The following is a 21,949-nucleotide window of genomic DNA, read 5'->3' on the forward strand; positions in this document are numbered from 1 at the left end:
CCCGGGGGGGGGGGCCAAAACCTGTTGGGGGGGGGGGGGGGCCCCCCGGGGGCCGCCCGGGGGGGGGGGCGGCGCCGCCCCCCCCCCCCCCCCCGCGGCGTACTCGGCGACACCCCCTAGTGCCGGGGCACCCAGGTGAACTTGTCCCCGCCCACCCAGCAGACCACGGCCGGGTCGTCCAGGTCGTGGACCGTGATCCCGTGGGTCGCGGCGACCGCCAGCACCTCGGTGATGTCCCGTGCCTCGCCGACCACCTCTCCGTCGATCTCCACGATGCGGAAGGGTAGGGTGCCCGGCTTGCCGATCATGACGCCGAGCACCAGGATCCGCGGCTGGGAGATGAACGGGCTCGCTATCTCGGTCATGAAATCGAGGGTAGATCTCCCCGGGCGGATGTGACGCGCCCGATTCGCCCTGCCGCAGGAGGCGGCCAGAGGCCCCGTCGAGGCCCAGGAACAGGCCGTCCGCAGGCGGCCGCGGTCTCAGGACCGGGAATGGAGCGCCCGGATTTGCCCGGATATTTGCGCATGCTTGAAGAAGATACGGGTTGTCCGCTGCCACGAGCGGGTGATGCGTGTCACCCGGGCGGCCGGAACAGCGCCAGGTGGTTGCCCGTTGAACGAGGCGTGGGTGCGGACGGGACAGTGTCCCCGGGCCTCACCTTCCGCCCACAGGGACGATCGTCCGGCTGAAGCCCTGTGGAGCCCCTCGCCGCGAGGCGACCGCCGTGCGCACCCACCACTCGACCGCCCCGGCCGCGAATCCCCCGTCGCGGCCGGGGCTTTCCGCTGTCCGGGGGCGGTTTCCGGGCGCCGGGGGCGCGGCTTGACTTCGAGAGCACTCCAATTCGTAGCGTTCACGCCATGAGCACTACGACTGCGCAGCACAAGATCGGTTCCGGATTCGGCGCGGACAGCACCGCGGACGACGTCCTCGCGGGCCTCGACCTCGGCGGCCGGCTGGCGATCGTCACCGGTGGCTACTCCGGGCTCGGCCTGGAGACCACCCGGGCCCTGACCAAGGCGGGCGCCCGCGTCGTCGTCCCCGCGCGGCGCCCCGAGGCCGCCCGCGAGGCGCTCGCGGGGCTGGAGGGCGCGGAGGTGGACGAGCTGGACCTCGGCGACCTGGAGAGCGTGCGCGGCTTCGCCGAGCGGTTCCTGGCCTCCGGCCGGCCCGTCGACTTCATGATCGACAACGCGGGCGTCATGGCCTGCCCCGAGACCCGCGTCGGACCTGGCTGGGAGGCCCAGTTCGCCACCAACCACCTCGGGCACTTCGCCCTGGTCAACCGGCTCTGGCCGGCGCTCGCGGCGGGCGGCGGCCGGGTCGTGTCGGTCTCCTCGCGCGCCCACCACTTCGCCGGGATGCGCTGGGACGACGTCCAGTGGCAACAGGGCTACGACAAGTGGCAGGCGTACGGCCAGGCGAAGACCGCGAACGTGCTGTTCGCCGTCCACCTGGACCGGCTCGGCCAGGACTTCGGTGTCCGGGCCTTCGCCCTGCACCCGGGCGGCATCATGACCCCGCTCCAGCGGCACATCCCGCGCGAGGAGATGGTCGAGCGCGGCTGGGTCGACGAGCAGGGCACGGTGCTGAACCCGCAGGGCTTCAAGACGCCCGCGCAGGGGGCGGCCACCCAGACCTGGGCGGCCACCTCCCCGCAGCTGGCGGGCATGGGCGGGGTGTACCTGGAGGACTGCGACATCGCCGAGCCCGCCGTGGAGGGCTCGACGGCCGGTGTGAAGGACTGGGCGATCGACCCGGCGCAGGCCGCCCGGCTCTGGGGCCTCTCGGCGGAACTGACCGGCGTCGACGCGTTCGCCTGACCCGCGTCGCCCGCGTGGCCCGCGCTCAGGCGCTCAGGCGCTCAGGCCGAGGGTTCCTCCGGCAGCGGCTCCTCCGGGCTCACCACGCCCGGCCGGGGCGCGTCCCGCAGACCGGTCCCGGCCTCGTCGGTGCCGGGGAGCCCGTCCTCGTCGCGGGTGTCCGGGTCACTGCCCTCGGGGACGTCCCACGGGTCACGGTCGTCGGGGCGGGCCTGCTGGTCCGGCAGGTCCCTGGGGACGGGCCCGCCGTGGTGCTGGTCGCTCACGGCTGTACTCCTCACACGTCTCGTCGGTCCGGGCGGTACGCGGGTACCTCGGCCGGGAGGCGTGAAACCGGGGTGGATCAGCGCGGCGCGCGCTCCTCCAGGGCCATCCGCCAGGCGGGCAGCCGGTCCTCGGTCGCCGGTTCGGCGCGGCGGCCGCCCCGGCTGAAGAAGTCGGCCAGCGGCAGGATGGCGGCCCCGACGGTGACCGCGTCGGGCCCGAGCCGGCCGAGGTCGATGGTGACCTGTTCGGCCGGATGGCGCAGCGCGTACGTGGTCGCGTACCGGCGTACGGCGGGCAGGAAGCGGGCGCCGAGCTGGAGACCGGCCCAGCCGCCGATCAGGATCCGTTCGGGCTGGAAGAGGTTGATCAGGTCCGAGAGGCCGGCGCCCAGGTACTCGGCGGTCTCCTCCAGGACGGCGAGCGCGACCGGATCGGGATCCGTGCCCTCGGCCGGGTAGGCGGCGGCGAGCATCGCGGTGAGCGCGGTCTCCTCGTCGGTGTCCTCGGCCGGACGGCCGCCCTCCTCGCGCCAGCGGGCCAGCAGCGACTCGGCGCCGGCGTAGGCCTCCAGGCAGCCGAGCGCGCCGCAGCGGCAGCGCCGGCCCCGCACCCGTACCGTCAGGTGGCCCCACTCGACGGCCCGGCCGTGCTCCACCTCGGCGGTGACCAGACAGGCGCCGACGCCGGAGCCGAACAGCACCACCACGGCGTTGTCCGCGCCACGCCCGGCGCCGAACCACATCTCGGCCTGCCCCAGGGTCTTGGCGCCGTTGTCGATGAAGTACCGCACGGAGCCGGGGAGGCCGCGGCCGGTGCGCAGCAGTTCCTCCAGCGGGACCGCGTCCCAGCCGATGGTCTGCCCGTGCACCAGGGCCCCGCGGTCCGCGGTGTGCTCGACGATGCCGGGGACGCCGACGCCGACGCCGAGCAGCAGCTCGGGCGAGGCGCCCTCGGTGGCCAGGACCTCGGTGATGCCGTCCCGGATGTGGCCGACGATCACGTCGACGTCGTAGCCCTGCTGCGTCAGCGGGCGTTCGACGCGGGCGAGTTCGGTGAGCGTGAGGTCGAACAGCTCGACCCGGACCCGGGTCTCGCCGACGTCGACGCCGATCATGTGGCCGCTGTGCGGGGCGACCCGCAGCAGGGTGCGGGGCCTGCCGCCGTCGGAGTCGACGCTGCCGGCCTCCTCGACCAGGCCGTCGGCGACCAGGTCGGCGACCACGTTGCTCACCGAACCGGAGCTCAGGCCGGTGGCCGGGCCCAGCTCGAAGCGGCTGAGGGGGCCGTCGAAATAGAGTCGCTGGAGCACGGCCGTGCGGTTGGCCCTCCTGAGGTCGCGTACCGTGCGCCCGTTCCGCCCCGCCATGTGGCTCCCTTCACGAACCCTTCCCGACCTGCAACATACTCCTTCGAGAGGGCGGAAGCGATATTTTCCCAACCCTTAGTTCACGCTGTGAGCTAAGGAGAGGCCGATGCCGGATCGCGCCGTCGGGGCACGGCTCGCGCACGAGCGGCCCCCCGCCGTGACATCCCGCACGGTCCCCGGCGTCCCTCGCGGGGCGCCGGGCCACCGCGCCGGTCAGCCGGCCGCGTACACATCCTCCACATAACGGCCTTCCGTCATCAGGGAGTTCAGCCATTCGTCGGAATCTCCACGGGCGTGCGCTCACGGAGCATGGTACGGAACGCCTCCCGCACCCCCGGCGCCATCCTGCTGCCGTCCCCGCAGAAAGTGCTGGAGCTGTTCCGTCCGCAGGTGGAGGCGCGGGCGGAGCGGATCGCCGAGGCGCTGCGGCTGCGGCACCCCTCGCGCTACCGGGTGTCGGTGCGGTGGCGGGCGGGAGCGGTACGGGGAGCTGACGGCGGACCCGGTCAGCGAGACGCCGTCGCTGCTGGTGATGTTGCGGCCGGACGGCGAGCGCGAGGCGCCGCAGGCGAAGCCGTCGAAGGTCAGCGCGGTCGAGGGCCGGGTGCTGGCGCTGCCGGCCAGGGGCGCCAGCACTGTCCAGGCGGCCCGCGATCTCGGTCTCACCAGGGACGGCGTCACCTGTCACCTGCGCCGCCTGTCGGCGCGCTGGTCGGCCGCCCACCGCACCGAACCGGTGGCCCGCGCCTACGCCCTGGGCGTGCCGGCCCCCGGCGTCCGGCCGCCCGAACCGGCGGAGTAGGCCGTGCCGGCGCCTTCCGGGGCCCCGAACCGCGCCAGGGTGTGCCAGACCATCTTGAGATCCTGGACCGGGTAGCGGCCGGTGCGGGCCGCGTCGCCGAGGATCCGGGGGTCCACGACGCCCCTCTCGGCGATCAGGGCGCCGAGCGTCGCGTACCGCGGGCCGCGGTAGTCCGCGCGGCGGCGCAGCTCGGGCACGGTGATCCGGTAGCCGGGGTGCCATTCGACGGGGAAGGGCAGCCGCCGGGCGGCCGCCGCCACGGGTGTCCCCCGGTAGGAGGCGTCCAGCACCAGGGCGGCCACGTCCCGGTCGAGCCGTACCCCGCCGTGGACCTGTGTCTCGATGTAGTCGTCCAGGGCGTCCTTCTCGTCCTCCTCGGCGAGGGCGAGCAGGTGCGTGCCGGCGGCGACGCCGAAGTCTGTCGGCTCGGCCGCGCTGTCGGGGTAGCAGAAGGTCGCGCGGTGCAGGACGGGTCCGGTAAGCCGCAGGTGCGAGGAACCGAACCTGGGGGCGGCGCCCACCATTTGTCGGCGGAAGTTCAGCGCCCCGTACACCGGCCTCTCGGCCGGCTCGGCTTCGTCGTAGGCGCCGCCGAAGATCCGGCTCTCCCAGCGCCAGCGGTCGCCGCCGGGGTGCGCGGTGAGTCCGCCGTTGGAGGTGCCGGTGACGAACTGGGAGTGGTAGGCGCCGTCCCGGGCCAGCGCCTCCAGGATCGGCAGCCCGGCCGAGTGCCGGTCGGGGTGGAAGTTCAGGGTGACGGGCAGGCCGGGGTCCAGGGCCGGTCCGCGGCTCAGCGCGGCCACGTGGCGCAGCGCCGCCACGGCTCGTGCCGTCCCGGTGTCCGTGCGTTCCATCGGCTCCCCCGCGCCCGTCCCCGCCCCTCCGGTGCCGGCGACGCTATCCGATCACCGCGTTCCCGGTCGCGGGAGTTTCGTGGCGCCGAACCCGCCCCGGCGCGACGGGCGTCCCGGCGGTCGGAAGGATCCTTCTCCGGGGACCGGAGTGTTCGGCCGACGGGAAGATCGGCAAGGACCGGGAACTCCGGCGTCCCACGCCGTGCCGCCCCGCCCGGACCCGCGCCGCTCACGGGTCGCGCCGGAATGGCACCGCCGCCTCGTCGCCTCCCGCGGCCGGGCACGCTGCGTAGTCCACCCTGGTCATCCCACCATCGGCGCCCGGGTGATCCGCGGAAAACACGTTCGGCGTGACGTGTGAGGGGGAACAGGCCAAAGGATGCACGACGTACGGGAGCGGGCCAGGGGTCTGCCGGAACTGCTGCGGCGCCATCGGGACCCGGTGGTCGTCCAGACGCTGCGGTCGTCCGCCGCGGCCACGATCGCCTACGTGGTGGCGCTCCGGCTGAGTCCGGAACCGGCTCCGCTCACCGCGCCGCTGACCGCCCTCCTGGTCGTGCAGGTGACCCTGTACGCGACCCTCACCAACGGGTTCCGGCGGGTCAACGCGGTGGTGGCCGGCGTCCTGGTCGCCATCGCCTTCAGCCAGCTGGTCGGCCTGACCTGGTGGAGCCTGGCCCTGCTGATCGTGGCCTCGCTGGGGGTGGGGCACCTGGTCCGCGTCGACGAGTACATCCCCGAGGTGGCGATCAGCGCCATGCTGGTGCTCGGGGTCACCACCATCAGCAGCACCGCCTGGGCGCGGATCGTGGAGACGCTGATCGGCGCGGTGGTCGGCATGGGCTGCAATCTGCTGCTGCCTCCGCCGGTGTGGGTGGACGAGGCCGGGGAGTCGATCGAGGGCCTGGCCCGCCGTTTGCGGCAGCTGATGCTGCGCATGGGCGAGGAGGCGTCGGGGCCGACGCCGTGGCGGCAGGCGGCCGAGCGGCTGCACGAGGCCCGCCGGCTCGACCACGCCATCGTGGACGTGGACGCGGCGCTGCGGCAGGCCGAGGACAGCCTGCGGCTCAATCCGCGGGTCAGGGAGGGCCTGCTGCACCGGGTGGTGCTGCGCACCGGCCTGGACACCCTGGAGATCTGCACGGTCGTACTGCGCGTGCTGGCCCGTACCTTCACCGACCTGGCCAAGGCCCGCGAGCCCGAGCCGCTGTTCGCCTCGGACACGGGGGCCGCGGTGGAGCAGCTGCTGGCGCAGATCGCGGACGCCGTGGTGAGCTTCGCGGTGCTGGTGACCACCAGCATCAGCGAGAGCGCCGAGTCGGCCGAGGCCCGGCTCTCGGCCGAGCTGCACACCGCGGCCGGGACCCGCGACAAGCTCGCCAAGCTGCTCCGGGACGAGATCCGCCGCGACGACCGGGACTGGCAACTGCTGGGAGCCGTCCTGACCGAGGTCAACCGGCTGATCGACGAGATGAACACCGAGCACCGCACCCGACGGCTGCTGGAGGAACTGGACCGGGTCTCCGGCGAGCAGTGGGTCAAGCGGCCGCGGCTGACCTGGCTGCGGGAGCGGATCGGCGTACCGGAGCGGCTGCGGCGGAACCGGGCGGGTGGTGCGGCGCGTTCTCGGTGAAGGACGGCGTAGGGACGAAGAAGGGGGCGCGCCGGTGACGGACACGGCGGTACGGATCGACGGGAACACGCTGCGGCTGCCGGGCGGGGTGGCGGTGCGCTTCGTGCGCACCCTTCGGCTGCCGGAGACGGGCACGCATCCGCTGCCGCCGGGGCTCGGCGAGTTCCCGGTCCGGCGGGTGAGCGACCATCCGGACACGGTCCCGCCGGAGTGGCGGGCGCGCGGCGGGGTGATGCTCCCGGTGTATCTGCGCGAGGCGATGTGGCTGAGTTTCGCGGGCACGGCGGAGCCCGCCGCCCTCCAGGTCGGCGTCGGCAAGGTGTGCGCGGTCTCCGGCGAGCCGTGGAGCGACCGGCTGTCCCGGGATCCGCAGAACTACCTGGTGCTGCCCCGGCAGCCGTGGCTGGACGGCATCAATTCCGGACGGGGCACGGTCCGCCAGTTCGTGGCGGTGCCGCTGGGCCTCGGCGCCACGGTGGAGGGACAGGTCACCGGCGAGGAGGTGTGGGGCGGGGTGCAGCTGCAGTCCTTCACGCTGAAGGACGAGCCGCTCGCCCGGTGGCGGCGCGAGGAGCGGCTGCGGCGCGAGCGGACACCGGCGCCCGGCGGGCCCGGCGGCTACGGCGCGGCGCTCCCGATGATGGCCGCGGCACCGGCGCCCGGCGCCGCTCCGCGCTCCCGTGCGGCCGGGATGGGTCTCGGGGCGGGCGGCTCGATGCGCCAGGAGGTCTACGAGGACGACCGGCCGGCAGCCGACTGGGCCGCGAGTCCGGCCGGCCGGGTCTTCGTGCACCTGGTCACGCCTCCCCAGTGGCGTCGCATCACGGGCGAGGAGCCGCCGCCGTCGCCGGTGGACCGGGCCGCGTACACCCGCGCCGGGCTGCCCTGGTACGACTACTACGACCAGGACGCCCGGGATCTTGCTCCCACGGACACCCTGGAAGGGGTCAAGCCGGTCGGCGACTGGCTCGGCGACGACCTGGAGCCCTGGCAGCAGCCGACCGACGGGCAGGTGATCCCGCTGAAGGACCCGCCGGGCAAGCCGGTGGCGGACGGCGACTGGTGACCGTCTGTTGCAGGTGACGCAACGGCCGTTGTCCTTCTTGCTTTTGCCCCCGAGCCCGCGTCAAGGTTGCTGTGACGACCGAGGTGACCGACGACCTGAGGTGCGGGCATGGGCAGTGGTGCGGAAGCGACGCGGGGCGGCTGGAGCAGGCGCCGGTTCGTCGGCGCGGTGGCGGGAGCGGCCGCGGTGGCGGCGGTCCCCGCGCCCGCGGCCCCGCCCGGGGATCGTGCCCCCGCGCCCCGTCCGCGCCGGGCGGCGAAATCTCCGGCGGCACCGGCCGGGCCGCGTCCGCTCCATCTCGGCACCTACACCTCCGTGGACGGCGGTGGCACCGGCATCGGCCTGGCCTCCTACGATCCCGGCACCGGCGAGATCACCGGCGCCGGCACGCTCACCGGCGTCGCGGACCCGTCGTATCTCGCCGTGCATCCGGACGGCCGCACGCTGTACGCGGTGAACGAGCGCACGGACGGCGGGGTGACCGCCGTACGCCTCGCGGACCGGAGGATCCTCGGCACCCGGAGCACGGGCGGGGCGGGGCCCTGTCATCTCTCGGTGCACCCGAGCGGCCGCTGGCTGCTGAGCGCGAACTACACCTCGGGCAGTGTGGCCGTCCATCCGATCGACGGCGCGGGCGCCCTCGGCGAGCGCACCGACCTGGTCACGCACACGCGTCCGGCGCCCGGTCCCGGGCAGCAGGGCCCGCACGCCCACCAGTTCCTCACCAGTCCGGACGGCGGCCATGTCCTCGCCGTCGACCTGGGCACCGACACGGTCTACAGCTACCGCCTGGACCTCACCCGGGGCCGGCTCACCGAGGTGGCCCAGGCGCACACCAGGCCGGGGGCCGGACCGCGTCATCTGACCTTCCATCCGGGCGGGCGGTACGCGTACCTGGCCAACGAGGTGGACGACACGATCGCGGTGTGCGGTTACGACCAGGCCTCCGGCCGGCTCTCCGTCGGCGCTCCGCAGTCCACCGGCAGCGGGGCGGGCACCACCAACTACCCGGCGCAGCTCCTGGTCACCGCCGACGGTTCCTACGCCTACCTGGCCAACCGCGGCGCCAACACGCTCGCGCGGTACGCGGTCGAGGCCGCCGGGGCCCGGCTGCGGCTGCTGGACACGGTGCCGGTGGAAGGGGACTTCCCCCGGCAGATCGCTCTCTCGCCGGACGGCCGGCTGCTGTTCGCCGCGTGCCAGCGGTCCGGCACCGTGAGTGTCTTCGGCGTCGACCGGGCCACGGGCGAACTCCGGCTCACCGGGCGGCCGTTCGCGTCACCCGTCGCCGTCTGCGCGCTGCCGCTGTAGCGTCCGCGGGCAGGAGGCGGCGGCCTGGTTCAGCAGGACGTGCATGCGCTCGGTGAGCTGGGTGACGTCGTCGGCGGGCGCGTGGAAGGCCAGGCGTACGTCGCCGTGGGCGCGGGTGCGTTCGATGCGCAGGGTCAGTCCGTGCCGGTCCACGGCCAGCGGCTGGACGCGGGTCACGGCGTGCAGGGTCTGCGGCTCCACGAGCCTGGTGAGGCGCTCGACGGCGTCCGGGTGGGCGTCGGCGAGGTGGGTGAGCAGGTGGGCCTCGGCACCCGCGAGCGGGTCGGGGGACGCGGCGGCGAACTCGCCGAGGTCGACGACGACCGCGCCGGAGGGCCGGCGCAGCACCACCCGGGTGGGCTGGAAGACGAGGTGCTCCTCGTGGAGAGCGAACCAGCCGGCCATCCACAGCCGGGCCCGGATCCGGTTGCGCACCGCGACGGGCGCGACGTCGGCGAACTCCAGCACCGCGGACGGCTCGCCGCGCGGTGCGCAGATCGCGGCCGCGAGCAGGGCGCTGTCCTCCGGTACGTGCAGCAGGACCCGGCCGTCGTCGGCGACCGCGTGCGCGCCGACGAACTCCTCGCGTCCGCCCTCCGCGGTCACCGCGCACGACCACGCCGTGGCCAGCACCGACCGGGCCTGTTCGGCCGCGCCGGGGCCCGCCGCCCAGGCCGCCTGTTCGTCACCCATCCCGAACCTCCCTAGGTAAGCCTCACCTAACTTAGCGAAGATCGGGGAGTACGCCAAGCACGCCGCGCGCGACGCGCACGACGAACGGGTTCAGGAGATGACGCCGAGCAGCGCCCGCGCGCACAGGTCCCGCACCTGCTGCCGGGTCAGCTCCCCGGTGCGCAGCCACTCCAGGCAGACGTGCGTGGTGAAGGCGAGCCAGCCGCGTACCGCCAGCCGGGTGTCGGGGCGCAGCTCCAGGGCGGGGCCGAACTCGGGGTCCGCGGCGAGGGCGGCCAGGATCTGACGCTCCTGCGCGGCCTGCGCCCGCCGGTAGACGCGCCGCACGGCCTGGTCGCCGGAGGCCTCGGCGCGATGGAAGGCACGGAAGCCGTGCGCGTGCGTGTGAACGTAGTCGAGGTAGACGTCGAGGCCCGCGGCGAGCTGCTCCCGGGCGGACATGCCGGGCCCGGCCGCGGTCATCCGCAGCATCCGCTCACTCTCCCGCTCCACCACCGCGGCGAAGAAGTCCCGTTTGGTCGGAAAATAGTGGTACAGCAGCCCTCGGGAGACGCCCGCGATCTCCGCGACCTGCTCGATCCACACGTCGCCGTACGGGCTCTCGGAGAAGAGCCGGGCACCGACCGAGAGGAGCTGCTCGCGTCGTTCCGCGGTGCTGAGTCTGCGACGGCTGCGCTCACCCTGGTTCGCGACCATGTCCGCACTGTACTTGACGTGGATTCAACAACGGGACGAGACTGACCCCGCCTATTGAACTCACGTACAACTAGCTCAACCTGCCGCAGCATCGAGGGAGATCGCGTCATGGCGGAGACGGCCACGCAGACGACGACGGGAGCGGGCGGCCCGCTGCCGAAGGGGTTCCGGGGCGCCGAGCAGGGATGGCCCGAGCTGCACCGGATTCCGCACCCGCCGCGCCGGCTGCCCCTCCTCGGCGACGTCCTCGGCGTCGACCGCCGCACGCCGCTCCAGGACTCCATGCGCCTCGCCCGGCAGCTGGGCCCGGTCTTCCGCCGCCGGGCGTTCGGCAACGAGTTCGTCTTCGTGTGGGGCGCCCGGCAGGCCGCCGACATGGCCGACGAGACACGGTTCGCCAAGCACGTCGGCCTCGGGGTCGCCAACCTGCGCCCGATCGCCGGGGACGGGCTGTTCACGGCGTACAACCACGAGCCGAACTGGCAGCTGGCGCACGACGTGCTGGCCCCGGGCTTCAGCCGGGAGGCCATGGAGGGCTATCACGCGATGATGCTGTCCGTGGCCGGCCGCCTGACCGGCCACTGGGACCGGGAGCTGGCCGCGGGCCGCTGGGTCGACGTGCCCGGCGACATGACCAAGCTGACCCTGGAGACGATCGCGCGGACCGGGTTCGGACACGACTTCGGCTCCTTCGAACGGGACCGGCCGCACCCCTTCGTGACCGCGATGATCGGCACCCTCACCTACGCCCAGCGCCTCAACAGCGTCCCCGGGCCGCTGGCCCCGCTGCTGCTGCGGCAGGCCGCCCGGCGCAACGCGGCCGACATCTCCTTCCTCAACCGCACGGTCGACGACCTGGTCGCCGAGCGCCGCGCGTCGGGACGCGGGGACGGCGACCTGCTGGACCGGATGCTGGAGACGGCCCACCCCCACACCGGGGAGCGGCTGTCGGCGGAGAACGTGCGCCGCCAGGTGATCACCTTCCTGGTGGCCGGCCACGAGACGACCTCGGGCGCGCTCTCCTTCGCCCTGCACTACCTCGCCCTGCACCCGGAGATCGCCGCCAGGGCCGCCGCCGAGGTCGACCGGGTCTGGGGCGACACGCCCGCGCCGGACTACGACCAGGTCGCCAAGCTCCGTTACGTCCGCCGGGTCCTCGACGAGTCGCTGCGGCTGTGGCCGACCGCGCCCGCCTTCGCCCGCGAGGCGCGCGTGGACACCGTGCTCGCCGGCGACCATCCGATGCGCCGGGGCGCCTGGGCCCTGGTCCTGACCCCGATGCTGCACCGGGACCCCGAGGTGTGGGGCCCGGACGCGGAGGGCTTCGACCCGGACCGCTTCGAGCCGAAGGCGGCGCGCAGCCGCGCGCCGCACACCTTCAAGCCGTTCGGCACGGGGGCCAGGGCCTGCATCGGCCGCCAGTTCGCCCTGCACGAGGCGACCCTGGTCCTCGGCCTGCTGCTGCGCCGCTACGGCCTCCAAGCCGACCCCGACTACCGGCTGCGGGTGACCGAGCGGCTGACGCTGATGCCGGACGGCCTGCGGCTGCGGCTGGAACGACGCCGGCCGGCCCCGGCGCCGGTGACCGTGCCGGACGGCACGGCCGCCTCAGCGGGCGGCGGCTGCCCAGTGCACGGGGCGGGTGACTGACGCCGGCAGCCGGGTGCCGGCACTGCCCCGGGCCGCGTCGAGCTGCGGCTGGGTCAGGAAGAACGCGCCCGTGAGGTCCGCGCCCGTGAGATCGGCGTCGCGCAGGTCGGCGCCGATCAGGTCGGTGTCGCGCAGGTCCGCGCCGGTGAGGTCGGCGGCGATCAGGTAGGCCCCGCGCAGGCTCGCGCCGCGCAGCACGGCGCCTTTGAGCCGGGCACCCATCAGGTCCGCGCCGCGGCGGTCCTTCCGCCGCCCGGGCACGCCCGCGCGTACCAGCTCGCTGGTGCGCAGCAGCAGTACGCTCACCTGCTGCCGGTGGGCGGCCACGTCGAGGGCGGCGAGGTCCTCGGGGGTGCCGAGGGCCAGTTCGCCGGTGGTCCGGAGCAGCTCCCGCAGCTCCGCGTGGACCGGGCGGGCGGCGGGCAGTTCCAGCGCCTCGGTGAGGTACCAGAGCAGCTCGTGCAGCTGCCGTACGACCGGGAAGACGTCGAACATCCGGCGGGCGTCCTTTGCGGACCCGGCCCGCCAGTCCTGTCCGCCGAAGGTGACCTGCGAGACCCGTTGCCCGGCGCCGAAGCAGTCGTAGACGGTGCAGCCGGTAAACCCGCTGCGCCGCAGGTCGGTGTGGATCGTGCAGCGGTGGTCGCCGCCGAGGTTCCGGCAGGGGCTGCCCGCGGGCTTGTCGACCGCGAAGTCGGCCGAGGCCGTGAAGGACAGGGCGACACAGCACAGGCCGAAACAGCGGGCACAGTCCCCGCGCAGCTCCCGCAGTCCGGACCGTTCAGATATGTGTTCTGGCACCCGTACATCGTACTGAGAGGATCGTGCAGGTCCTCGATGCGATCGTTCTAACGTTCGCGCAGCTCAGGCTGGTTTGCTCGAAGAGCCGGATTCCCCGGCCCAGCTACCAGGGAGCATGACATGGCACTCGACTCGTACGTCGGCCTCGGCCGTTCAGGTCTCAAGGTGAGCCCGTTCTGCCTCGGCGCGATGAACTTCGGCGAGGACGGCGGCTTCGGCTGTTCGGTCGAGGAGGCGGAGAGGATCCTCCAGACCTATCTCGACCTCGGCGGCAACTTCGTCGACACGGCGAACTTCTACACCAACGGCCACTCGGAGGCGATCCTCGGCGACTACTTCGCCGCCCACCCCGGCCGGCGCGACCGCCTGGTGCTCGCCACCAAGTTCTACGGCAACCTCCACCTCGGCGACCCGAACGGCGGCGGCGCGGGCCGCAAGGCCCTCGTCGGCCAGCTGGAGGAGTCACTGCGCCGGCTGCGCACCGACTACATCGACCTGTACTGGCTGCACAACCACGACCGGTCCACGCCCGTCGAGGAGACCCTGCGCACGCTCGACGACCTGGTGACGGCCGGCAAGATCCGGTACGTCGGCTTCTCGGACACCCCGGCCTGGTTCACCGCCAAGGCCCACACCACGGCGCTGCTGCGCGGCTGGACGCCGGTGACCGCGCTGCAGATGGAGTACTCGCTGCTGGAGCGCACCATCGAGGGCGAGCTGGTCCCGCTGGCCGAGGACGCCGGAATGGGCCTGCTGCCCTGGAGCCCGCTCAAGTCCGGCTTCCTGTCCGGCAGGTACCGCCGCGATCAGGCGGCACCCGCCGACGCCAGGCGGCCCGCGGTCCTCGGGCGGCCCAGTGAGGCCCAGTTCACCGTGATCGAGGAACTCGCCGCGGTCGCCGAGGAGGCCGGGGCGAGCCCCGCCGCCGTGGCGCTGTCCTGGGTGCAGAACCGTCCCGGTGTCACCTCCACGCTGATCGGCCCGCGCACGCTCGGCCACCTGGAGGCGAACGTCGCCGCCCTCGACGTACGCCTGACCCCGGAGCAGACGGCCCGCCTGGACGAGGTCTCGGCGCCCGCCCTCGGTTTCCCCCACGACCTCAACCGCCAGGTCGGCGCGATGCTCAAGTACGCGGGCGCCACGGTCGACGGGGAGCCGACCGCGGTCTATCCGCCGCTGCTGGCCAGCACCGCGCGCTACTGACCCGGGTCCTCGTCCGGCCGTACGTGGCCGAGTCTGGCGGGGTTGGTGACCACGTAGACGCCGCGGACCCGGTCGCCGTCCGGGGTGAGGTCCATGACCATCACGGCGTACGGCGAGTCGCCGCTGAACAGCACGGCCGCGTCGTCGCCGTTGACCCGGCGGTAGTGCACGTCCAGGTCCCCGGCGCGCCGGCCGGTGTAGCCCGCCCGCATGCGGTGCCCGGCGACGGCGCGTGACACCGCCGCCGGATCGAAGACGTCGGCGGCTGCCACCCGCAGCCGCGCGTCCCCGGCCGGGAACCGTTCGGGACGGCGGGTGACGGCGGTGACCGTGTGCCCCTCGGCGAGCGCCTGCGCGGTCACCTGCCGGCCGGTCGGTCCGTTCGCGCCGAATACGACGATGTTCACGTGCTCTTCCCCTCTCCTGAGGACTGCTGCCCTGTGAGAGGGGGCCGGCGGCGGCGAGTGTGACATCCCGCCGCCGGGCGGCGGACATGTCATCGTGCCTCGGCGGGCAGGTCCAGGCGGCCGAGCCGGTCGGGGTCGGCGAGGATGTACATCGCGGTGATGCGGCCGTCCATCACGGTGACCGCCGAGACCGACAGCGGACGCCCCTCGGGCATGGTGACCACGCCGACCGTGCCGTTGACCAGCACCGTCCGCGACCAGGCCGAGAACTGCCGGAAGGTGAACGCCCCTTCGGCCACCGACCGGGCCCCGCGCAGCACCTTGGAGGCGGCCGCGCCGCGCACCAGCGCTCCCGAGTCCACGCGCAGCACCACGTCGGGGTGGAGCACCGCGAGCAACGCCTCGAAGTCGCCGTCTCGGGAGGCCGCGAGGAAGGCCTCCACGGCACGGCGCTGCCGGCCGAGGTCGGGGTCGGCCGACGGGGCGACGCCCTGCACCCGGCGGCGGGCACGGCTGGCCAGCTGCCGGGTCGCCGCCGCGCCGCGTTCCACGATCGGCGCGATGTCGTCGAAGGGCACCGCGAACATGTCGTGCAGGACGAACGCCAGCCGCTCGTCGGGCTCCAGCGTCTCCAGGACGATCAGCAGGGCGATCCCGACGGAGTCCGCCTCGACCGCCTCCTGTTCGGGGTCCGCCTCGGACAGCGGCCGGACCACCGGGTCGGGGACGAACGTCTCGTCGATCGGCTGCTCGCGGCGGGCCGTGCGGGAGCGCAGCAGGTCCAGGCAGACCCGGCCGGTCACCGTGGTCAGCCAGCCGCCGAGGTTGCGGATCTCGTCCGCCCCGGTGCGGCCGAGCCTGAGCCAGGCCTCCTGGACCGCGTCCTCGGCCTCGGTGACCGAACCGAGCATCCGGTAGGCCACCGCGCGCAGCCGCTCGCGGTGCTCCTCGAAGCGGCCCGCCAGCAGTTCCGTGTCGTTCATCCCGTCTCCCCGTCCGTCGGCCGGGGCGCCCGGCCGTCGCCGGGCGCCCTCCCCGCACACCGTCTTACCAGGAGGTGCGGACAGCGGGTGTCCGCCGGTCGCGTCCGCGTGCCCCGCCGCGGGGCTCAGACCTCGTCGCGGACGAGAGCCAGGAGCCGGTCCAGGACGCGCGGGGCGCCGGTGCGCAGGCCGTCGTGCCCGAACTCGTCGGTGACCCAGGTGCGCAGGCCCCGCACGGCCCGCGCGGTCTCCAGCGAGTGCCCGGCGTCGACGTACATGTCGTCGTGGTAGACGGCGGCGGCGACCGGGACCTCGTTGGCGGCGAGCCGGGCCGGGTCGTACAGCGGCTGCCAGTCGGTGCGGGCGGCGACCAGTTCGGCGGCCTCGCGCAGCGGGCGCAGGGACGGGTCGGTCTCGAACATCCAGGGGTGGACCGTCTCGCCGGTGAACAGCACCGGGGCGTCGTCGGCCAGCGCCTTGGCGGCGTCGAACTGCGGGAACTCGGCGCGCACCCGCTCGGCCGCCCAGGCGGTGGGTCGGCTGTCCTGGCCGTAGACCGGTTCGTGGACGAGGGCGTAGAGCGGGTTGCCCGCGTACGACAGCAGGGCCCGGACCTGCTCCTGGAAGGCGTCGGAGAGTTCGGGTCCGGCCGCGGTGCGCACGAAGGCGTCCTCCAGCAGGAAGTGGAGGCGGTGGCTGCCGTCGCTCATGCCGAGCATCAGGCCGAGGGACTGGAAGGCCTCGACGGTGAGCCGGTAGCCGCCGGGCAGCTCCACCGGGTGGTCCAGGAGGTGCTCGGCGATGCGGCGGACCCGCTCGACGTCCATCGGGTAGCGGTCGTAGTGGGCGGCGACCTTGCGTTCGATGCGCGGGTAGGCGGCGCGGTAGACGTCGTCGGCGTGCGCGTCCAGGGACGGCAGGCCGCCGGTGATGAGGGAGGTCGCGAGGCCTTCGGGCGCGAACGACAGGTAGGTCACCGTGCAGAAGCCGCCGAAGCTCTGGCCGAGGGTGGTCCAGGGGGCTCCGCCGGTGAGCCGGGGACGGATCGCCTCGCAGTCCCGGACGATCGAGTCGGCGCGGAAGCGGGCGAGGTGGTCGGCCTGGGCGGCCGGGCCGCCGCGCAGCGGCAGCGTCTGGCGGCCGAGAGGGGTGGACCGGCCGGTTCCGCGCTGGTCGAGAAGGAGGACGCGGTACTCCCGCAGGGCCCTGTCGAGCCAGGCCTGACGTCCGACGAAACGATTCGCCCCAAATCCCGGGCCGCCCTGCAGGTAGAGCAGCCAGGGCAGCTCCTCGTCCGCCCGCTCGCTCGCGACCGCCTCACGGGCGTACAGCTCGATGGTCTCGCCGTCCGGGTCGGCGTGGTCCAGCGGGACGGTGAAGTGGTGGTCGGTGAGGACGACACCGGGCTGGCGATAGCTGAGGCTCAACGTATCTCCCGTGACGGACGGATGGTCGCGACCCAGTTCAGCACACGTACGGGGCCGCGCCGCGCCCGGGATCATGAAATCGTTACTGAACAACCGATCAGCGGGCGGCGAGGCTGGAGCGGCGCACCACCAGTTCCGGCTGGAGCACCACCCGGCGGTGCTCGTGCGCCGCCTGCCCGTCGCGCTCCTCGGTCTCCTCCAGCAGCAGGTCGGCGGCCATCGCGCCCATGGTCATGGCCGGCTGGCGGACCGAGGTCAGCGGGACGGCGGCCGCGGCGGCGAACTCGATGTCGTCGTAGCCGACGATCGCCAGGTCGTCCGGGACGACCACCCCGGCCGCGTACAGCGACTGCAGGACACCGAGGGCGAGCAGGTCGTTGGCGCAGAACACGGCGGTGGGCCGGTCCGCGAGCCCGAGCAGTCGCGCCCCCGCGTCCCGGCCCGCCGCGACGTCCAGGCGCTCCGTCGGCAGTTCGCGCAGCGCGTCGGGCCCCAGCCCCGCCTCGGCGAGGGCGTTGAGCGCGCCGGTGCGCCGGTCGCGGACCTGGTTGAGCCCGGGAGGCCCGCTGACGTAGGCGATGGACCGGTGTCCGGCGTCGACGAGGTGCCGGACCGCGAGCGCGCCGCCGGCCACGTCGTCCACGCTGACCGAGCACTCGGTGGTGCCCTCGGCGACCCGGTCGACCAGCACGAAGGGGATGCCGTGCCGGCGGAAGGCCGCGATGTTGCGGCCGGTGGCGTCGGCCGGGGTGAGCAGGACGCCGCGCACCCGCTGCTCGGCGAAGAGCGCGAGGTAGTCGGCCTCCTCGCCGGCGTTCTGGGCGCTGTTGCAGACCATCACGCCGAGCCCGGCCTGCCGCGCCGCGCGTTCGGCGCCGCGGGCCACGTCCACGAAGAAGGGGTTGCCCATGTCGAGGACGAGCAGACCCATGATCCGGCTGCGGCCCGCCCGCAGCTGGCGCGCGGACTCGCTGCGGACGTACCCGAGCCGTTCGATCGCCGACTGCACCCGCGCCCGGGTCTCGCCGGCGACGGACTCCGGGCGGTTGATGACGTTGGAGACCGTGCCCACCGAGACTCCGGCGGCGCGGGCGACGTCCTTGATACCCACCGACTGGGCCATCGGGCGAGACCTCCAGAAAACCGTGGACGGCGCCTCCGCGGCGGGGAGGGGCACATCCGGAAGGGCTTCACATTACGACATGACGCGCACACCGGCCCGGGCCCGCCGGACCGGGCGAGGCCGGCCACGGGCAGCGCCCCGGGCGTCCGGCACACCGCCGTCGCCCAGCGGCTTCGGCGGTGTGCCGGAGGCCCCGGACGCGGTGGCCAGGCGCCGCCCGACCGGTGCGAGGACCGGGTCGGTGCGCCGGTGGTCAGGCGAGGTGGAACACCTCGGTGAGCGGTGTCATCGCCTCGTCGGGCCGGGCGCCGTCCGGTGCGACGAAGAAGGGTGCCATCTCCGCCTGCCAGCGGGCGTTGACCTCGGTGGCCGCCATGCCGGCGCGGGCGGCCTCGAAGTCCTCCGTCTCCAGATAGCCGACCAGCAGGCCGTCGTCGCGCAGGAACAGCGAGTAGTTGTGCCAGCCGGTGGCCGAGAGCGCCTCGCGCATCCGCGGCCACACGGCGGCGTGGCGTTCGCGGTACTCGGCGACGCGGTCCTCGCGGACCCTGAGGAGGAAACACACCCGCTGCATCAACGCCCCCTGACGGACTAGAAGTTGAACTGGTCGATGTTCTTGGCGTCGAACACGGTCGGCTTGCCGAGGTTGATCACGCCGTCCTTGCCGATGGTGTACGTGGTGCCGCCGGCCTTGAAGGTCTCGCCCTCCTTGCCGGTGATCTGCCCGGAGGCGAGCGCGACGGCGGTGCGGGCGGCGAGGTCGCCGAGCTTGGCCGGGTCCCACAGCTCGAAGCCCTCGACGGTGCCGTTCTTCACGTACTTGCGCATGTCGTTCGGGGTGCCGAGACCGGTCAGCTCGACCTTGCCCTTGTACTTGGAGCCGGACAGGTACTGCGCGGCCGCCTTGATGCCGACGGTGGTCGGGGAGATGATGCCCTTGAGGTTCGGGTACTGCTGGAGCAGGCCCTGGGTCTGCTGGAAGGACTGCTGGGCGTCGTCGTTGCCGTAGGCGACCTTGACCAGCTTGACGTCCTTGTACTTCGGGTCCTTCAGCTCCTCCTTCATGAACCCGATCCAGGTGTTCTGGTTGGTCGCGGTCTGCGCGGCGGACAGGATCGCGATCTCGCCCTTGTACCCGATCTGTTCGGCGAGGAGCTGGACCTCGGTGCGGCCGAGGTCCTCGGCGCTGGCCTGCGAGACGAAGGCGTTGCGGCAGCCGACGTTGGTGTCGGAGTCGTAGGTGACGACCTTGATGCCGTTGCTCATGGCCTGCTTGAGCGCGGTGCACAGGGCGCCGGGGTCCTGGGCGGAGACGGCCATGGCGTCCACCTGCTGCTGGGTGAGGGTGTTGACGTAGGAGACCTGCCCGGAGGTGTCGGTGGCGCTGGAGGGCCCGACCTCCTTGTAGGTGCCGCCCAGTTCGGTGAGCGCCTTCTCGCCTCCCTTGTCGGCGGAGGTGAAGTAGGGGTTGTTGACCTGCTTGGGCAGGAAGCCGACGGTCAGCCCCTTCTTGAGGGCGGCGTTCGGATCGGCCTTGGCGGTGGAGGTGGCGGCCTTGTCGTCGCCGCCGGAGTTGTTCTTGGTGGTGCCGCCGCAGGCGGTGGCGGCGAGCGAGAGGGCCGAGACGGCGGCGAGAGCGACGCAGGCACGCCGGAGGGATGACTTGCGCATGGCGGTTCCTTTGGCAGTGGGAGCGACGAGGACGCGCCCGTGTTCCTTTTCGGGGCGCGGGACTGCGGTGCGGGTGCGGCTGCGCCGCGCGGGCGCGGTCGATCACACCCGACTCACGGTGATTCAGGTGGCCTTGGCGGCCTTGTACCGGGCGAGAGCGATCTGCCGGGCGACCCTCGGGCCCAGCACCGAGACGACGAGCAGCACGCCGGTGACGACGATCTGGGACTGCGCGGAGACATTCAGCAGGCTCATCACGTTCTGGAGCGCCCCGAGCAGGAACACCCCCGCGATCGCGCCGCCGAGCGTCCCCCGGCCGCCGTCGAAGTCGATGCCGCCCAGCAACACCGCCGCCACGACGCTCAGTTCGAGGCCCGTCGCGTTGTCGTACCGCGCGCTGGCGTAGTGCAGCGCCCAGAAGACCCCGGTCAGGGACGCCATCAGGCCGGTGACGACGAACAGGACCAGCTTGTTGCGCTTCACCCGGATCCCGGCGAACCGCGCCGCCTCCTCGCTGGCGCCGACCGCGAACAGCGACCGCCCGAACGGCGTGGCGTGCAGCACCACCACGGCGATCACGAGGAGCACCAGGAAGGGCAGGAAGGCCCGTGGCAGGAACGTGTCGCCGAGCCGGCCGGCCGCGAAGTCGAGGTACTGCGTGGGGAAGTCGGTGACCGCGTCCGACCCGAGCACGATCTGCGCGACGCCCCGGTAGGCCGCGAGCGTGCCGATGGTGACGGCCAGCGACGGCAGGCCGAGCCGGGTCACCAGCAGCCCGTTGACCAGTCCGCAGGCCACGCCCAGCAGCAGGCACAGCGGGATGATCGTCTCGATCGCCATGCCCTCGTTCCAGAGCCGGCCCATCACCGCGCCCGAGAGCCCGGCGGTGGAGGCCACCGACAGGTCGATCTCACCGGCCACCACCAGCAGCGTCATCGGCAGCGCGACCAGGGCGATCGGGAGCGTGTTGCCGATCAGGAACGACAGGTTGAGAGCGTTGCCGAAGCCGTCGACGAAGCCGAAGGAGAACAGCAGCAGGACGATCAGCAGGGCGCCGACGACGGTGTCCCAGCGAACCGCACGCGTCAGGGACTCAGGCATGGCCGGCACTCTCCTTGCTGGTCGCGGTCCTCTTGAGGGCCGACTTCTTCTTCAGCGCGGCCGCCACCCGCAGCGCCACGACCCGGTCGACGGCGATGGCGAGCAGCAGCAGGAAGCCGTTGATGGCGAGCACCCACACGGAGCTGACCCCGAGGGCGGGCAGCACGCTGTTGACGGAGGTCAGCAGCAGCGCGCCGAGCGCGGCGCCGTACACGCTCCCGGAGCCGCCGGTGAAGACCACGCCGCCGACCACCACGGCGCTGACGACGGTGAGTTCGTAGCCGTTGCCGGTGCCGGAGTCGACGTTGCCGAAGCGGGCCAGGTACATGGCGCCGGCGAGACCCGCGAGGGCGCCGCAGAAGGTGTAGGCGGTGAGGATCCGCCGGCGCACCGGGATGCCGGCCAGCCGGGCGGCCTCCGGGTTGGAGCCGAGGGCGTACAGCTCCCGGCCGCTGCCGAAGTGCTTGAGGTAGTAGGCGGTGGCGACCAGGACGGCGAGCGCGATGAGCGCGAGCCAGGGCACCGCCGCAAGCCCGCCCGAGCCGAAGTCGTTGAATCCGCCGGGGAGATCGGCGGCCGTGATCTGCCGGGAGCCGACCCAGATGGAGTCGACGCCGCGGATGACGTAGAGCGTGCCGAGGGTGACGACGAGGGCGGGCACCTGGCCGAGGCTGACGAGCAGGCCGTTGAGCAGGCCGCAGCCGACGCCGAGCAGGACGGCCAGCACGATCGCGACGACGGTGCTGCCGCCGCCGTGCAGGTAGTCGCCTGCGGCGAAGGCGGTGATGCCGAGCGTCGAGCCCACCGACAGGTCGACGTTGCGGGTGATCACCACCAGGGACTGGCCGGTGGCGACCAGCACCAGGATGGTGGCGTTCAGGAGCAGGTCCTTGATGCCCTGCTGGGAGAGGAACTGGCTGTTGCCGGCCTGGGTGACGGCGATCATCACCAGGAACACGGCCAGGATGGCGAGTTCGCGCATCCTGAAGACGCGGTCGACGAGCCGGGTCCCGCTGGACTCGGGCGCCTCGGCGACGGAGGTCTGTCCGGAGGTGGTCACCGTCATGCG

At 73.3% G+C, this 21,949-nt stretch carries 22 protein-coding genes; 7 read left to right on the forward strand and 15 right to left on the reverse strand.

Going from position 1 to position 21,949, the window contains the following annotated elements:
- Positions 1-116: 116 nt before the first annotated feature.
- Entirely contained in the window at positions 117-365 is a 249-nt protein-coding gene (locus tag ACIRQ9_RS37915; RefSeq protein ID WP_404184554.1) for a hypothetical protein, read from the reverse strand.
- A 498-nt stretch (positions 366-863) separates the two neighbouring features.
- On the opposite strand from ACIRQ9_RS37915, the gene ACIRQ9_RS37920 reads away from it, so the two are divergent.
- Positions 864-1,826 carry an SDR family NAD(P)-dependent oxidoreductase gene (locus ACIRQ9_RS37920; protein WP_404184557.1) on the forward strand — a complete coding sequence of 321 codons (963 nt, stop codon included), beginning with the start codon at positions 864-866 and terminating at the stop codon, positions 1,824-1,826.
- Between the two features lie 41 nt (positions 1,827-1,867).
- Here ACIRQ9_RS37920 and ACIRQ9_RS37925 read toward each other — a convergent pair whose 3' ends face one another.
- On the reverse strand, positions 1,868-2,092 hold the full coding sequence (locus ACIRQ9_RS37925) for a hypothetical protein (RefSeq protein WP_404184560.1): 225 nt from the start codon (positions 2,090-2,092) through the stop codon (positions 1,868-1,870).
- 77 nt (positions 2,093-2,169) lie between these two features.
- A complete protein-coding gene (locus tag ACIRQ9_RS37930; protein WP_404184563.1) occupies positions 2,170-3,459 on the reverse strand; it encodes an ROK family protein in 1,290 nt (429 codons plus the stop codon).
- 532 nt (positions 3,460-3,991) lie between these two features.
- Between ACIRQ9_RS37930 and ACIRQ9_RS37935 the strand changes: the two genes are divergently transcribed.
- Positions 3,992-4,261 carry a hypothetical protein gene (locus ACIRQ9_RS37935; protein WP_404184566.1) on the forward strand — a complete coding sequence of 90 codons (270 nt, stop codon included), beginning with the start codon at positions 3,992-3,994 and terminating at the stop codon, positions 4,259-4,261.
- Here the strand turns inward: ACIRQ9_RS37935 and ACIRQ9_RS37940 are convergent.
- Positions 4,207-5,115 (reverse strand): DUF3626 domain-containing protein, encoded by a 909-nt coding sequence (locus ACIRQ9_RS37940; RefSeq protein ID WP_404184569.1) that lies wholly within the window; start codon positions 5,113-5,115, stop codon positions 4,207-4,209. The two genes, ACIRQ9_RS37935 and ACIRQ9_RS37940, sit on opposite strands and share 55 nt — an antisense overlap.
- A 379-nt stretch (positions 5,116-5,494) precedes the next feature.
- Here ACIRQ9_RS37940 and ACIRQ9_RS37945 point away from each other — a divergent pair, with 379 nt between their 5' ends.
- The 3 genes from ACIRQ9_RS37945 (at position 5,495) to ACIRQ9_RS37955 (ending at position 9,125) form a co-directional block, all read left to right on the forward strand.
- Positions 5,495-6,748, forward strand: coding sequence for an aromatic acid exporter family protein (locus ACIRQ9_RS37945; RefSeq protein ID WP_404184572.1), 1,254 nt, complete (start codon positions 5,495-5,497; stop codon positions 6,746-6,748).
- Positions 6,749-6,782: 34 nt separating this feature from the next.
- The gene (locus ACIRQ9_RS37950) at positions 6,783-7,814 is read left to right on the forward strand and encodes a hypothetical protein (RefSeq protein ID WP_404184575.1); all 1,032 of its coding nucleotides are present in this window, start codon (positions 6,783-6,785) and stop codon (positions 7,812-7,814) included.
- A gap of 108 nt (positions 7,815-7,922) precedes the next feature.
- A complete protein-coding gene (locus tag ACIRQ9_RS37955; protein WP_404184578.1) occupies positions 7,923-9,125 on the forward strand; it encodes a lactonase family protein in 1,203 nt (400 codons plus the stop codon).
- Here ACIRQ9_RS37955 and ACIRQ9_RS37960 read toward each other — a convergent pair.
- Complete coding sequence (locus tag ACIRQ9_RS37960; RefSeq protein ID WP_404184581.1) at positions 9,093-9,818, reverse strand: DUF2470 domain-containing protein; 726 nt, start codon at positions 9,816-9,818, stop codon at positions 9,093-9,095. The two genes, ACIRQ9_RS37955 and ACIRQ9_RS37960, sit on opposite strands and share 33 nt — an antisense overlap.
- Positions 9,819-9,908: 90 nt before the next feature.
- The gene (locus ACIRQ9_RS37965; RefSeq protein ID WP_404184584.1) at positions 9,909-10,514 is read right to left on the reverse strand and encodes a TetR/AcrR family transcriptional regulator; all 606 of its coding nucleotides are present in this window, start codon (positions 10,512-10,514) and stop codon (positions 9,909-9,911) included.
- A gap of 108 nt (positions 10,515-10,622) precedes the next feature.
- Between ACIRQ9_RS37965 and ACIRQ9_RS37970 the strand changes: the two genes are divergently transcribed.
- On the forward strand, positions 10,623-12,164 hold the full coding sequence (locus ACIRQ9_RS37970; protein WP_404184587.1) for a cytochrome P450: 1,542 nt from the start codon (positions 10,623-10,625) through the stop codon (positions 12,162-12,164).
- Here ACIRQ9_RS37970 and ACIRQ9_RS37975 read toward each other — a convergent pair.
- Positions 12,123-12,965 carry a pentapeptide repeat-containing protein gene (locus ACIRQ9_RS37975; RefSeq protein WP_404184590.1) on the reverse strand — a complete coding sequence of 281 codons (843 nt, stop codon included), beginning with the start codon at positions 12,963-12,965 and terminating at the stop codon, positions 12,123-12,125. The genes ACIRQ9_RS37970 and ACIRQ9_RS37975 overlap by 42 nt on opposite strands.
- Before the next feature lie 120 nt (positions 12,966-13,085).
- On the opposite strand from ACIRQ9_RS37975, the gene ACIRQ9_RS37980 reads away from it, so the two are divergent.
- Positions 13,086-14,168, forward strand: coding sequence for an aldo/keto reductase (locus tag ACIRQ9_RS37980; RefSeq protein WP_404184593.1), 1,083 nt, complete (start codon positions 13,086-13,088; stop codon positions 14,166-14,168).
- Here the strand turns inward: ACIRQ9_RS37980 and ACIRQ9_RS37985 are convergent.
- The 8 genes from ACIRQ9_RS37985 to ACIRQ9_RS38020 all read right to left on the reverse strand — a co-directional run bounded on the left by ACIRQ9_RS37985 (position 14,162) and on the right by ACIRQ9_RS38020 (position 21,946).
- Positions 14,162-14,575, reverse strand: a complete 414-nt coding sequence (locus ACIRQ9_RS37985; RefSeq protein ID WP_404184596.1) for an NAD(P)H-binding protein — start codon at positions 14,573-14,575, stop codon at positions 14,162-14,164. The two genes, ACIRQ9_RS37980 and ACIRQ9_RS37985, sit on opposite strands and share 7 nt — an antisense overlap.
- Positions 14,576-14,664: 89 nt before the next feature.
- Positions 14,665-15,558, reverse strand: coding sequence for an RNA polymerase sigma factor SigJ (gene sigJ, locus ACIRQ9_RS37990; RefSeq protein WP_404184599.1), 894 nt, complete (start codon positions 15,556-15,558; stop codon positions 14,665-14,667).
- Between the two features lie 125 nt (positions 15,559-15,683).
- Complete coding sequence (locus ACIRQ9_RS37995) at positions 15,684-16,985, reverse strand: alpha/beta fold hydrolase (RefSeq protein ID WP_404184602.1); 1,302 nt, start codon at positions 16,983-16,985, stop codon at positions 15,684-15,686.
- Between the two features lie 97 nt (positions 16,986-17,082).
- Positions 17,083-18,108, reverse strand: coding sequence for a LacI family DNA-binding transcriptional regulator (locus ACIRQ9_RS38000; protein WP_404184605.1), 1,026 nt, complete (start codon positions 18,106-18,108; stop codon positions 17,083-17,085).
- A 253-nt stretch (positions 18,109-18,361) separates the two neighbouring features.
- Positions 18,362-18,682 carry an L-rhamnose mutarotase gene (locus ACIRQ9_RS38005; protein ID WP_404184608.1) on the reverse strand — a complete coding sequence of 107 codons (321 nt, stop codon included), beginning with the start codon at positions 18,680-18,682 and terminating at the stop codon, positions 18,362-18,364.
- Between the two features lie 17 nt (positions 18,683-18,699).
- Entirely contained in the window at positions 18,700-19,779 is a 1,080-nt protein-coding gene (gene rhaS, locus ACIRQ9_RS38010; RefSeq protein ID WP_404184611.1) for a rhamnose ABC transporter substrate-binding protein, read from the reverse strand.
- A 123-nt stretch (positions 19,780-19,902) separates the two neighbouring features.
- Complete coding sequence (locus ACIRQ9_RS38015; protein ID WP_404184614.1) at positions 19,903-20,880, reverse strand: ABC transporter permease; 978 nt, start codon at positions 20,878-20,880, stop codon at positions 19,903-19,905.
- On the reverse strand, positions 20,873-21,946 hold the full coding sequence (locus ACIRQ9_RS38020) for an ABC transporter permease (protein WP_404184617.1): 1,074 nt from the start codon (positions 21,944-21,946) through the stop codon (positions 20,873-20,875). Before ACIRQ9_RS38020 ends, ACIRQ9_RS38015 begins: the two co-directional genes overlap by 8 nt.
- Positions 21,947-21,949 lie beyond the last annotated feature (3 nt).

Source organism: Streptomyces sp. NPDC101237 (assembly GCF_044767465.1).
Taxonomy (GTDB): domain Bacteria; phylum Actinomycetota; class Actinomycetes; order Streptomycetales; family Streptomycetaceae; genus Streptomyces; species Streptomyces gramineus.